Origin of the sequence: Chitinophaga sp. LS1 (assembly GCF_034274695.1) — a bacterium.
Taxonomy (GTDB): domain Bacteria; phylum Bacteroidota; class Bacteroidia; order Chitinophagales; family Chitinophagaceae; genus Chitinophaga.
This window is the reverse complement of sequence record NZ_CP128362.1, coordinates 8,436,005-8,448,678: the sequence shown is the minus strand read 5'-3', so window position 1 is coordinate 8,448,678 and position 12,674 is coordinate 8,436,005. Positions and strand designations below refer to the sequence as shown.

Genomic DNA, 12,674 nt, shown 5'->3' with positions numbered 1-12,674 from the left:
CTTCAATAAGGCACAATGAAAAACGCGAACAATCTAAGCGCTATAATCGCTTGTCCCACCTAATAGGTTAATAGAAATGAACATAAATTACAATTGTATAAACTCGTAGAAGTATTCCTCGGTTATAAGGGATCAATTTTGCTACAGCATATAAGTTGATTTCAAGGGCGGCAAATTAATAAATAAATTGAAGGATGCATTTTTTTTCTGATAAATTTATTAATCACAAAATAAATGCTAATTATCAGAACCTGCTATTTCCTTACCCCTGGCCCCATTCAGGCTACTTTCATTAAATGGGAGATCATTTTCGTATATCTTACAAAATTTAGCGAGCAAATAAAATTTTTCTCCGGAGGATATAATTTCAAATAAGGTGTTATTGTAAGAATGCTCATTTTGCGTATAGGGCAGCTTCACCTTATTGGCATCTGCTATTCGGATACTCAGGCCGGAGAATGAAACTGGCAATTGTATCTGCTGTACACCTTGAAAGATAATATCTACATTTTTATTCCCATCCTGAGATCTTAATAACAATTGTTCTTCTTCTTTTTGAAAATCAAAAATGGTAAAATTCTTTTTGGATTTAAAAAACGATCCCCCTATTAACTTTGATAATAAATTTGCCATAATTAACGCGAGTGCTGTTATAAATTCGTATGTAGGTTATTAGCCTTCAAAATTAGGAAATAATAATCTCCAAAGAAAACTCCTGAATATAATTCTGACCTCGCCTAATTTAATTGAAATATACTATAAACCGGAGGAGGTAAGAATATTTGTAAGACAATATCCTTATATTTCTATAAGGATTAACCATATTTTGCAGGCAAAGGAGGTGTACAATTGCTTAAAACCATTGGTGAGCAGGCATTTAAAGCAAACCCATTTTACCTTTATCTTTAAACACAACACGACGTGATCTATGATTTCCTTTGCAAGATCAATCTTGGTCGACTCCGATCCCAAAGACAATCTGGCTTGTACAAGGCTAACCAAACTGCCTCCACATAGAGCGCCAAAGACACCGACCTGACAGTTCTCTGTTTTACTAATTTGCCCGCAGTATTGTCTTTTCACACCTGCAGAGAGCCTTCCTTTTTTAGGATTGCCACTTTCATCTATTATCAAACAGGTATCGTCTTCCAGTCCACTCTGTTGTAAAAGATGCCAGAAATCTAATGTTATCCTATCCATCAACTTTGAATAACACCACTTGCCAATGGTTATAAAGTGATGTAAGCATTGCTGACTGGTATTTTGAAGCTCCTCTGCCATCACCTGGCAATTACGTTGTCGACTAACCATTAACCCCTTCAAATAAGAAGCTGCATTTGATGTTCCGTCTTTTGTCTTGCTCTTAAAGTAAAATGTAAAGCTGAGAAGAAATTGTAACAACCGACTCTCTACGAGCCGGAAATTGTTTATTTTCGACTCATATTTTTGTTTATTAATAAAGCCCGTTCGGTTTCTACTGTTTGGGCTTTTCTTTTGGGATATTGCAAATGTATGCAAAACCCGCTTCCGTGCAAAGTTTCGACTATAATATGTAAAGAACTATAATTTGACTAAACAGAGGTAATTCTGAAAAGATTTTAATCAAACTTTTAACTATGAAAAAATTTCCCTTATTTTTTATATTGATGTTTACCAGTCTTAAATGTAAAAACGGCAGTTCTTCAGAAAGTCATAAAACTATCGATTCTAGTGTAATTGAACAAAATGTTTCCATACCAGCACCCGTACCCGAACAAACCCACCATGATACAGCACTTGATCCTGTTAGTGTGAAAAATGAACCTAAAACCTATAGTGATACTGCTGTAATCATTACTGATACAACCACTATTGAGATAGGACAAATTAAGAAGTATGGTGTTGATGAGGACTCGGATAAGCAATATCTTTCTAGGTGTAAGAAATGGAATCTTGATTCAGCTACCATTGTTAAACTCTTAAGAAATAGCAAGCCGCTGGATGGGATTGGTTGGGATTTAGCCTACAGTCATCTGGAATGTAAGTTATATTCACATATAAAGGTAAGTGGCAAGTCGTTTCTACTTGAAGTTAATGCAGGATCTTGGCTGGAACTAACTTCAAAAGATACATCATACTTTTTTATACCTAAAGACAAATCATTTGATAAATACTTTATTCTTCATGCAGGTGAGTGAAAATGAAAAGAAGGTGTCTTCTGCAAGCAGAGGAAGCAGCTTGCAAAAATATTCCCAAAATTCGGTATGTAACACAGGATATGGTAGAACGGAATTTTCTACATATCCGCGCCGATATTCAGAAAGTGGTTAATGCCGAATATATACACATCATGAATGATTCAGAACTGGCTCACCTCATAATCAAAAAATAGTTTAGGTCCTGATAGTTATAAAAAAAGGTCTGCTCCTAATTAAGGTAGCAGACCTTTTCGTAAGGGGGAAGTGATCAGGCTTCCAGCGTGGCGTTTTTTTCCGGGTTCAAACTGCCTGCATTTATCATTAAATCAGTCTTTGACGATGGCAACCTTTCAAATAGGGGTTATTCTTTTGGTCGATGATGTAAAACGGGAGCGGAATAAAGGAATTAACCAATTGAACAAGGTTAATGCGAGGTTAATGATTCAAATTGCTACAATTTAGTAAGTAAGGCAAGTGGTTGGGTAAATCACAGATGCTGTCAAAATATGGTTTGGCTTTGTGTTCTACTGTAGTTAAGACATCGTTTGAGAGAAAAAGATAGAATTTAGGGCTTCGCCCCCGTAAACTTCTAACGTTGGGAGTCATTGATAATAAAAAAAAACTCCTATCAAAATGTCAACATCTGATAGGAGGATTATTATTGCTACCGTAAATTGGTTCAATGAAATAGCTGACGCTAATCCACAAATAAGACGATTAGTTAGATATACAAAGGCGTGGTGTGATTATCGAGAATTTGCGCGGGTTGACAAAAAAATGCCAAGTGGTTTGGTGTTGACTATTTTGGTTGTAAATAATTTCTATTCTCATGATCGAGATGATATTGCTTTGAAAGAAACAATGGTAAATATGGAATATACTCTATCCAAAAACTTCAGTTGTGGTAGACCGACTCCGGAACAGGGTGAAAACCTTTTATCTAGCTATACCAACAAGGATTATTTTATGAAATGTTTATCAGATTTTATCTCCAATGCAAAAGAGGCCCTAAAGGAGAGCAATGGAGTTAATGCGTGTGCTCATTGGCAAAAAAATTTTGGCGATAGATTTCCATGCCACTTAGCAAAAAATGAAACAGGCAATAACACTGCTACTGTTGGTCTTTTTACAGGTGCATCAACTAATCGTCCAGGGGGCTTGAAAATATGAATAAAAGCAGAGAGATATTTGAGAGTCAATCAAATAGTTTGATTCTCAAATATCCACAACTGAGTAAATCGTCTTTAGATGGACTTCCCATAGTTAAAGGCATGTTAGACATTGTAGATCAGAATGGAAAATACTGGCAAACCTTTGAAATAGAGATTCACTGTACGAACAGTTATCCCAACCGCTTTCCTTCTGTTTATGAAGTAAGTAATAAAATACCTAAAATTGCAGACTGGCATATGTATGAGGACACTTTAGCATGCTGTATTGGAATTGTACCAGAAGAAATTATTCGATGCAAAAATGGGATTATGTTACTCGATTTCTATGAAGAAGCCGTAATACCATATTTTTTCAATCAAACGCATCGTATGGTTGAAGGCTACTATGTTAATGGAGAATATGAACACGGACTAGCAGGTATTCTTCAATATTACACAGAGTTATTTATGAATCTCAATTCTGAAAAGGTGTTAGGCTTACTTATAAAGTTCCTAAAGAATGGAGATCTTGGCAGAACCTCTCAGTGTTTTTGTGGAAGTAGAGAAAAAATGAGGAAATGTCATAAATCCCAATATTACACACTCATGCAAATAGGCAGAGACAATGTCAAAGAACACGTAAGCACAATTATCCACGTCTTGACCAAGACAAGATAATCAGAAGTTAGGCAATTCAAGATTTACATTTCGTAACTTAGTAAAAGCTGATTAACCTGTATAAAGTACGGGAAAGAAATCGGGGTTATACAAAAGGAACTCAACTAAACGCTCAACTAAAAAAGTAAAACCTGTGACCAGCGCAGGTTTTATAAGTTGGCTGTGATCCCGCTGGGATTCGAACCAATTAATTAACTTTATTTATAAAAAACTGTCAATCCTCATCAAATAGGGTAAGAATATTAAGTTGAACCTGCCGGAACTCGACTATCCATGCGACTAAAAAACAAAACCCCGCGCTAAGCGCGAGGTTTCAATTTAACTTGCGGGGTGGAGGGGACAAGTTTCGAACCAGTTTATGGAAGATTTATCTGAGATTCACAACTTTATTGGTAAAATGAAATTAAAAATCTATTGAAAGCCAGTTAACGATCATATATCATTTATATCCTGGGGTGATACCTGGTTTGATATGGAAACATAAGTGTTCCCAGTTGCATCAGAATTACCACCTAGTGCCGTTATAAATTTTATTACAATGTTTCATCGATATTATTGGAGGGATAGGATGCAATATTCATTGCTGAGTTATTCCCCTTATAACTCCTTTATTCGTTTTTTGATTAAGTATTTATAGCTTTTATCGAAGGAAGGAATTTGGAATGTGCTTTTAGAAGAGCACTTAAGAAAAAGTGATTTGTCTCTAGTAACTCCTTGCCCTGTTTTTTTTATATCAACAAAGCGTTTAAATCTTTCGAATTGAAGGCATTTAAGCTTGCCGAGCGGAAGGAAACCTGTTGAAAAATAGTAATTTATTTATTAAGTATTGTAAACCAATTTGATATAAGTATTTCTGTAATTATAGTCAATGACCAATCACTAGATGTTAAATTTTTTTAAAGTTTTTATTTCAGTATTTTCTGTACAACAATGTTTTTATTAATTAAATTTCCTTCTTTAATTTTTTTTACCTATACTTGTCTTGTTGTTAAACTACTCGGGATATACTATACAATGTGAGAAGCGCGAATCTGATTATTATTTACCCAACCATTTACCTATAGCTTAATTTAAATCATAATTATTAAAATTTATCGTGTTATACCCGGCATGATCATTTAATCAACCAGTCATGTCATAAGTGTTCACATCGGCTTTGTGCTAATGGCAAGTTATATTTATTTCTACTAAAATACCTGTTACTCAATTGGGAGTACTAATTGCATATTCGCTACAATGTTGCGAAGGAGGATCTTATTGCCAAAATCTGTCCATATTAATATTAAGATTTCGAAATAAAGCATTTATAATTAACCATGAAGCGCCTGATTGTTTTTTTTACGCTCGTAATATTATTTTTCAATGCTAGGTTATATGCACAATATATTCTTCAGGGAAAGATCTCAGATAGTCTTACCAATTCTGCTTTAGAGCTGGTTACCATAACATTAGAGGCTGGAAAAGGGGAACAGCAGATAGCATTCAGCGACAGTACTGGATATTATAAGTTAAATATTAATGAACGAAATAGTTATCGGTTGAAATTCTCCTTTTTGAATTATGGAGGTAAGGAATTATCACTTTGGGTAGATGGTGATACCACTATTAATATTGCAATGAAAAGAAACACCCAACTACTTAATTCGGTAGATATAAAAGGAAAGAAACCAATTATAGAAAGGAAAATCGACAGATTAATATTTAATGTAAGTAATAATATTAATACTAATGGCGCCGATGTTATGGAGTTATTATCAAAAACTCCTCAGGTTAAAGTGGATGGGAATGCGATTCGTATAATCGGAAAGGAGGAAGTCTCAATCATGATTAATAATCGTCCATTGCAATTTTCAGCGGATGCGCTGGCTAATTATTTGAAATCCCTTCCTGCTGAATCAGTAGAAAGCATAGAAATTATGACTACTCCGCCAGCGATGTACAATGCACAGGGTAGTAGTGGGATCATTAATATCATTCTAAAAAGAAAAAAAGAATTGGGATACAATGGAACATTGACCCTTTATGCGCAGAAGACCCGGGAACAATTAGCCCGAAGCAATATTTCTCTGAACTATAACAAAAAGAATATAAGATATTTTGCAATTGCTGGCGTCGCCAAAGGCAGCAGGTTAGATTCTTATTCCGGTTCCATTTATTATAGCGATCAAACTCAGGTTACAAAGAATGATGTGAAAGAGCTTTCTCAATTTGCGAGTGGACAGTTTGGTTTTGATGCTGATCTGGGTAAAAATAGCCTGGTAGGTGCTTCTATTAATATCCTCTATTCTTATCCTTATCAGACAGGTAATAATTATACTACTTTCTTAAATAAAAATAAGGGGATTGACTCTATATCGGATCAATATATAAAAAATAATATCACCTATAAGACAGCCAGCGCGAATGTACATTATGAAAAATTCCTGGACTCTCTTCATAAAAAACAATTAACCGTTGATGCTGACTGGACGATAGATCATTCTGCCTTACCAAGGAGTATAGACAATAATTTGTATGATGGAGAAAGACATGAATTAACAGATAGATATTCTCAGCTAACGTCCAATAATTTTCAATCTTCTAAATTTTATTCACTTAATGCAATTGTAAAGTTGCCAGCTAAAAAACATGATCTGTCATTTGGTGCTAAAGTTAATTTTATTAAGAATGATAATGATGTGGATTTGAATACGCATCAAATAGGGATCGATGATTTTTACAGCAGGAATGTTTTTAAATTGAATGAAAATACGCAGGCACTGTTCCTTAACTATAGCACTACTATTGGAAAGCGGCTGACCTTTCAGTCAGGATTGAGAGGAGAATATACCCAAACGAAAGGACATTCATATAATGGTTCAGACACGATCAATCATAACAATTATTTCAATCTGTTTCCAACAGTTTACCTGCAATACAAGCTCAATGATAAAAATCAGCTGACCATTGATTATGGAAGAAGGATCAATAGACCATCCTTTACATTTCTGAATCCTTTTCGCCGTTATCTGAGTCAGTACCAATATCTAGAGGGAGATCCTTATCTAACCCCTTCTATCACTAATAATTTTTCTATTTCAGAAACCTGTAATAATCTGAATTTTTCTCTTTCGTATAGCTTTAGCGATGACAAGATCGGTGTTATAGGTATCCCGGATGAAGATACCAAAATCACGGCTACAAAGTATGCTAACTTCCTTTCTTCTCAATTTGTTCAGGCAGGGGTCTCCTATTATCAGGCAAATATTAAGTGGTTAGAAAGTGTGAACGAGGTATATGTTTATTATAACAGTGCAAGATCTTCTCTTTCTTCAACGGCTGCTGTTACTGATGGTTGGGGGGCGATTTTCAGGAGTAACAATACCTTCTATTTTAATAAAGATAAAACCCTGGCAGGAGGTGTAGAGTTTAATTATCAATCTAAAGATGTAAGCGATATAGAGCAGAATGCGGGATATTACTACTTCAATATTACAGGACGTTATAGATTCCCGAATGGCAAACTACAAATAGGATTGAACGTAAATGATATTTTCAGGACAAGGAAGTTTTCTTCCAGCTATATAGCAAATGGGATCTTGATTACCAACAGTGGTTATAATGATGCCAGGAAGGTAGGTCTAACCATGAGATATAATTTCGGGAATAAAAAATTAAAGACAGGTAATGCACATTCTTCAGAAACCAATACAGGAAGAGCTGGTAGTTGAGGGGTGATTTTTTAACAAAAAAAATAATAGAAATGAAAAAATCAAATGTTTAAGACAGCAATTAATGCATCCACCCATTGAGGCATGCTGTTAAACTCATAGCTATAAGAGACGAGTTTAACGTAATAGCAGATAGACCGTATCCAATGTTTCTTGTACTAACAGTATATGTGGAGAGGTCATCAACTATTATTGTCTAAATATAGTACTTTTAACGTCTCGCCAAATGCTACAGAGTGTGGCTATGCCGGTGATTTTAATTGTAAATCAATTTAAAAAAATGTAAGATGAAAAGTATCCAATCCCTAATGACCCAACTAAACGCCTCTGGTGATGGAAAGCTCACAGGTGGTTTTGGGGCTATTAAAGGCGGTGCAAGCCTGATTGCATCAAGTAATTCGTCATGTACAAATTCAACTTCTTGTACTGAAGGATCAAATTCTGTATGTGTTAATACAGGTACCTGTTCTGCTACAAATACAGGTAATGGGACTTACGTTTGTGCTAATAAGGGTACTTGTTCCTGATTATTTTATTCACTTAAAAACCATTAAAAATGAAAAAGAGTATTTCTTTATTTATTAAACACATTAATACCAGCGAAGACGGTAAAATTTCGGGTGGATTCGGAACTATTAGAGGTGGCATTTAGTGTAAATGCTGCCTATATAAACACTAATTATAGTTGTTCAAACGAAGCAACATTCTGTTCAAATACTAATTCCGATTGCACAAATTATTTGGGATGTGAAGACACAAGCAATTTTCAAACTTGTACAAATTTAGGTGATTGTTAGTTAATTGAAAAAAATATGAAGAAAAGCATCAAATCCCTAATGTCTCAATTAAACGCCGCTACTGATGGAAGGATCTCTGGTGGTTTTGGGGCTATCAAAGGTGGTGCAAGCCTGGCTGCATCAAGTAATGTATCATGTACCAACTCAACTTCCTGCACTGAGGGCGTAAATAGTGCATGTACTAATTCCAACACTTGTTCCTCTACAAATGTGGGTAGTGGAGTATCTGTTTGCACAAACAAAGTTACCTGTTCATGATTATTTAATTAATTAAACTACTAAAAATGAAAAAGAGCATTTCATCATTTATCAAAAGCATCAATACCAATTCAGAGGGTACTATCACCGGTGGATTCGGTTCTATCAGAGGTGGGTTCAGCACATTTGAAGCGTCCAATACCTGCAATAATACGGGTACTTGCACAGGTACTAACTATACTTGCACAAACGGCACTGATTGTACAGATACCACGAACAAACAAGGTTGTAACAACTCTAAGAGCTGCTAATCTGATCGTTTAGCATAGTTCGTAAAACCCAAACTACTACCAGCCTCCTGTATTAATATATTCCATAAAAAATAAAATTTTCTATCTGCACTCACAATGCGGACAGATATCTCTTTATGCCATTAATGATGAAATTATGAAAGTTAGTCGTTATAATTTTTTTTTTGAGTATGATCAACAGACCATTGGATTCAATTCATTCACCAGAGAATATATAATACTTGATCCAATGTTAGTAGCGATGTATGAGGCTTCTGTCAAAAAAGCTGATTTCACGGAGCTAGACGAAGTACATCCAACATTCTATAACTTTCTAATTGAAAAGGGGTTTATTGTCAATGACGATTTGGATGAGATAGAACAGGTGAAAAATATAGTTAACCAGGTTGATAATAATGATACCCTGTTTGAGCTCCATATTAATCCTACCATGAACTGTAATTTTAAGTGTTGGTATTGTTATGAAACCCATATCAAAGATTCAAAGATGGATGAAGATACAAAGCTTAATACACTTCGGTTTGTGTCGGCCATACTAGAACAAATGCCTAACCTTAAAGAACTATCCATTTCATGGTTTGGAGGTGAACCTTTGCTATATTTTAAAAAAGTAGTAGCCCCGCTTTTGGAAAAGGTCAAAACACTGTGCACAGATAAAGGTGTTATGTTCACTTCATCCATGACTACTAATGCTTTACTTATCAACCAGGAGATAGCCGATCAGGCTAAAAGTAACAATCTTTCCTTTTTTCAGATCACGCTTGACGGACATCGGGAAAGACATGATAAAGTTAGGTTTATATCTGAAGGCAAGGGATCTTATGATGCAATAGTATCAAACATCAAACTCTTATTGAAAAATCAATTGACAGTACTGGTAAGGATTAACTGCTCACCAGAAACGCTGCCTGGCTTAAATGATATTTTAACGGACTTTGAAGAATTAAATGAAACCGACAGAAGTTATCTTTCCTTTGATATACATAAAGTTTGGCAGGAGCTGGAAAACATAGACGACCAGGATTTAAGAGATGCCCGCTGGTATTATCGGGAAAAAGGATTTAAGGTAGATACTGCGTCACATGATACCGTTTTGGGATCCTGCTATGGTGATCATAGAAACCATGCTACTATCAATTATAATGGGGAGGTATTTAAATGCACTGCAAGGGATTTTACAACTAATAATAGTGAAGGTATTTTATCTGATGATGGTAAGATCCTCTGGAACCCCAAATATGAAAAACGCATGAGTAGTAAATTTAAGAATAAGCCATGTCTTGAATGTAAGATCATGCCTATATGTAATGGAGGGTGTTCACAACAAGCAATTGAGCATGAGGGGATTGATTATTGTGTATATGATTTTGATGAAGATAAAAAGAAACAGATGGTCATTGAAAGGTTCCTGGAAGCAATAGTTTACGCATAAAATAACACTATGTTTAACATGGGGAGAAAAAGATTCTTTTACCGCCAGCATGACTCAATAGATTGTGGGCCTACCTGTTTAAAAATGATCGCGCGTTTTTATGGGAAGTTGTACCCCCTTGACTATTTGCGTGAGAGATGTTTTATTAGTAGAGAAGGAGTTAGTCTTTTAAGTATCAGTGAGGCTGCTGAAAGTATCGGATTTCGTACGCAGATGGCATATGTAGATATGGATCTGCTTGTAAACGATTGTCCATTTCCGGCCATACTGCATTGGGATCAAAACCATTTTGTTGTTTTGTATGGTATTAAAAAGGCTTTATTAACAAAGAAAATTTATTTTATCGTCGCTGATCCTGCATTTGGAATAGTAGCGCTCGATGAAGAAAAAATACATAGATCCTGGATATCAACATTTGACAATAAAGGAACCATTCTTTTATTAGAACCATCCTCTGAATTTAGATTGGCCCGTGAAGTCAGAGAAAAAAGATTGGGATATGGTTTTTTACTAAATTATTTATCTCCTTTTAAGAAGCATATTGTATTGTTAATAGGAGCAATGCTGGGGGCTAGTCTTATTTCTCTTTCTTTTCCTTTCCTAACCCGGTTATTGATTGATGAAGGAGTAAGCAGAAAGAACATCTCATTAGTTTACCTTGTATTGCTCTCTCAATTATTTTTGTTTATTGGGAGTACTGTCATTGACTTTATCCGAAGTTGGTTATTATTACATATTAACGCGAGGATCAGCCTGCATATCATATCCGATTTCCTATCAAAGTTACTTAGGCTGCCGTTAAAGTTTTTTGAAACGAAGGCTGTTGGAGATCTATCTCAAAGGATAAACGACCATCATAGAATAGAAAACTTCTTAACAGGAACGGTATTAACGTCCATATTTTCTTTGATAAATATGCTCCTCTTTACCGCTATTCTTGCTTATTTCAGTTGCCTGATCTTTTCCATCTTTGCGATCCTAAGTGTAATTAGTGTAGGGTGGATATTTCTTTTTCAGAAAAAAAGAGAACAGTTGGACTATAAGCGGTTTGCTACCAGTAGAGAAAATCAGGATAAGCTTTATGAAACAATTATTGGCATGCAGGAAATAAAATTGTTTGGAAGCGAAGCCAATAAACGTAATGAGTGGGAGCAGTTGCAGGTGAAAAATTTTAACCTGGGTATAAAGGCTCTCGCACTAGAACAGTATCAACAATCGGGCTTTATCTTCATCAATACAATTAAAAATATTGTTGTATCCTTCCTTGCTGCCAGCTATGTCATAAAAGGAGATATCAGTCTGGGGGTGCTGCTTAGTATTTCATATATCACCGGACAGATTAACGGACCTATAGAACAATTGGTTAGCTTTATTAAAGCCTCACAGGATGCACGACTCAGTATAGATAGATTGCAGGAGATTTTTAATAAAGAAGATGAGGAAAGCCATTCTGATCAATTCCAACGAGAGCGTGATCTTCACAGGGATATCATTATTGACCATCTGTCCTTTCAATATGAAGGTCCTAATTCTCCATTTGTACTTAAAGATATTTCAATGGTCATTCCAAAAGGGAGAATAACAGCTATTGTAGGTACGAGTGGCAGTGGAAAAACAACACTGTTAAAATTGCTTTTAGGATTTTATAAACCAGTGAAGGGCGAAATTATGATTGGAGAAAGCCCTCTTCATACATTATCGCCTGGTCTCTGGCGAGGACAGTGTGGTACCGTGATGCAGGAAGGATATATCTTTTATGATACTATAGCTGGAAATATAGCAATGAATGGTGAAGAGATCGATGATCAATTAATGGAAAAAGCAGTGGTAACTGCCAATCTAATGCCGTTTATTGAGGGGCTGCCACTAGCCTATACTACGAAGATAGGAGCCTCTGGTCTCGGGATTAGCGGAGGGCAAAAGCAACGAATCCTGATTGCACGAGCTGTATATAAAAACCCTCATTACATTTTCTTTGATGAAGCTACCAGCAATCTTGATACTAACAATGAACGAGTGATCATGGAAAATTTGAATGAATTTCTAAAAGGTAAAACTGTGGTAATCATTGCTCATCGCTTGAGTACGGTAAGAAATGCAGATCAGATCATTGTATTGGAAAATGGTCATATTGTAGAAACAGGGAATCATGATCGGCTTGTGAAGAACAAGTATAAGTATTTTGAACTGGTAAAAAACCAACTTGAATTAGGTAGTTAA

10 protein-coding genes are annotated in these 12,674 nt (G+C 35.5%); 8 read left to right on the top strand and 2 right to left on the bottom strand.

Annotated features, from left to right (window positions below; genetic code table 11):
• Positions 1-237: 237 nt before the first annotated feature.
• Both QQL36_RS34620 and QQL36_RS34615 read right to left on the bottom strand, forming a co-directional pair.
• On the bottom strand, positions 238-633 hold the full coding sequence (locus QQL36_RS34620; protein WP_083726925.1) for a hypothetical protein: 396 nt from the start codon (positions 631-633) through the stop codon (positions 238-240).
• 165 nt (positions 634-798) lie between these two features.
• Positions 799-1,401 carry a transposase gene (locus tag QQL36_RS34615; RefSeq protein WP_321568371.1) on the bottom strand — a complete coding sequence of 201 codons (603 nt, stop codon included), beginning with the start codon at positions 1,399-1,401 and terminating at the stop codon, positions 799-801.
• Between the two features lie 215 nt (positions 1,402-1,616).
• On the opposite strand from QQL36_RS34615, the gene QQL36_RS34610 reads away from it, so the two are divergent.
• The 8 genes from QQL36_RS34610 to QQL36_RS34575 all read left to right on the top strand — a co-directional run bounded on the left by QQL36_RS34610 (position 1,617) and on the right by QQL36_RS34575 (position 12,674).
• Positions 1,617-2,177, top strand: a complete 561-nt coding sequence (locus QQL36_RS34610) for a hypothetical protein (RefSeq protein ID WP_083726929.1) — start codon at positions 1,617-1,619, stop codon at positions 2,175-2,177.
• 633 nt (positions 2,178-2,810) lie between these two features.
• On the top strand, positions 2,811-3,347 hold the full coding sequence (locus tag QQL36_RS34605) for a hypothetical protein (protein WP_321568370.1): 537 nt from the start codon (positions 2,811-2,813) through the stop codon (positions 3,345-3,347).
• Entirely contained in the window at positions 3,344-4,006 is a 663-nt protein-coding gene (locus QQL36_RS34600) for a hypothetical protein (protein WP_321568369.1), read from the top strand. The genes QQL36_RS34605 and QQL36_RS34600 overlap by 4 nt, the downstream gene beginning before the upstream one ends.
• A gap of 1,316 nt (positions 4,007-5,322) precedes the next feature.
• Positions 5,323-7,716 carry a TonB-dependent receptor domain-containing protein gene (locus tag QQL36_RS34595; RefSeq protein ID WP_321568368.1) on the top strand — a complete coding sequence of 798 codons (2,394 nt, stop codon included), beginning with the start codon at positions 5,323-5,325 and terminating at the stop codon, positions 7,714-7,716.
• A gap of 812 nt (positions 7,717-8,528) precedes the next feature.
• Positions 8,529-8,771 (top strand): hypothetical protein, encoded by a 243-nt coding sequence (locus tag QQL36_RS34590; RefSeq protein WP_143709148.1) that lies wholly within the window; start codon positions 8,529-8,531, stop codon positions 8,769-8,771.
• Positions 8,772-8,797: 26 nt separating this feature from the next.
• A complete protein-coding gene (locus QQL36_RS34585; protein WP_083730062.1) occupies positions 8,798-9,022 on the top strand; it encodes a hypothetical protein in 225 nt (74 codons plus the stop codon).
• A 136-nt stretch (positions 9,023-9,158) separates the two neighbouring features.
• On the top strand, positions 9,159-10,454 hold the full coding sequence (locus QQL36_RS34580) for a radical SAM/SPASM domain-containing protein (protein WP_321568367.1): 1,296 nt from the start codon (positions 9,159-9,161) through the stop codon (positions 10,452-10,454).
• An 18-nt stretch (positions 10,455-10,472) separates the two neighbouring features.
• Complete coding sequence (locus QQL36_RS34575; RefSeq protein ID WP_083730074.1) at positions 10,473-12,674, top strand: peptidase domain-containing ABC transporter; 2,202 nt, start codon at positions 10,473-10,475, stop codon at positions 12,672-12,674.

Excerpts from the sequence above, each read along its gene's own strand:
- QQL36_RS34620 (WP_083726925.1), bottom strand. The coding sequence starts at position 633 with ATGGCAAATTTATTATCAAAGTTAATAGGGGGATCGTTTTTTAAATCC.
- QQL36_RS34610 (WP_083726929.1), top strand. The coding sequence starts at position 1,617 with ATGAAAAAATTTCCCTTATTTTTTATATTGATGTTTACCAGTCTTAAA.
- QQL36_RS34605 (WP_321568370.1), top strand. The coding sequence starts at position 2,811 with ATGTCAACATCTGATAGGAGGATTATTATTGCTACCGTAAATTGGTTC.
- QQL36_RS34600 (WP_321568369.1), top strand. The coding sequence starts at position 3,344 with ATGAATAAAAGCAGAGAGATATTTGAGAGTCAATCAAATAGTTTGATT.
- QQL36_RS34595 (WP_321568368.1), top strand. The coding sequence starts at position 5,323 with ATGAAGCGCCTGATTGTTTTTTTTACGCTCGTAATATTATTTTTCAAT.
- QQL36_RS34590 (WP_143709148.1), top strand. The coding sequence starts at position 8,529 with ATGAAGAAAAGCATCAAATCCCTAATGTCTCAATTAAACGCCGCTACT.
- QQL36_RS34585 (WP_083730062.1), top strand. The coding sequence starts at position 8,798 with ATGAAAAAGAGCATTTCATCATTTATCAAAAGCATCAATACCAATTCA.
- QQL36_RS34580 (WP_321568367.1), top strand. The coding sequence starts at position 9,159 with ATGAAAGTTAGTCGTTATAATTTTTTTTTTGAGTATGATCAACAGACC.
- QQL36_RS34575 (WP_083730074.1), top strand. The coding sequence starts at position 10,473 with ATGGGGAGAAAAAGATTCTTTTACCGCCAGCATGACTCAATAGATTGT.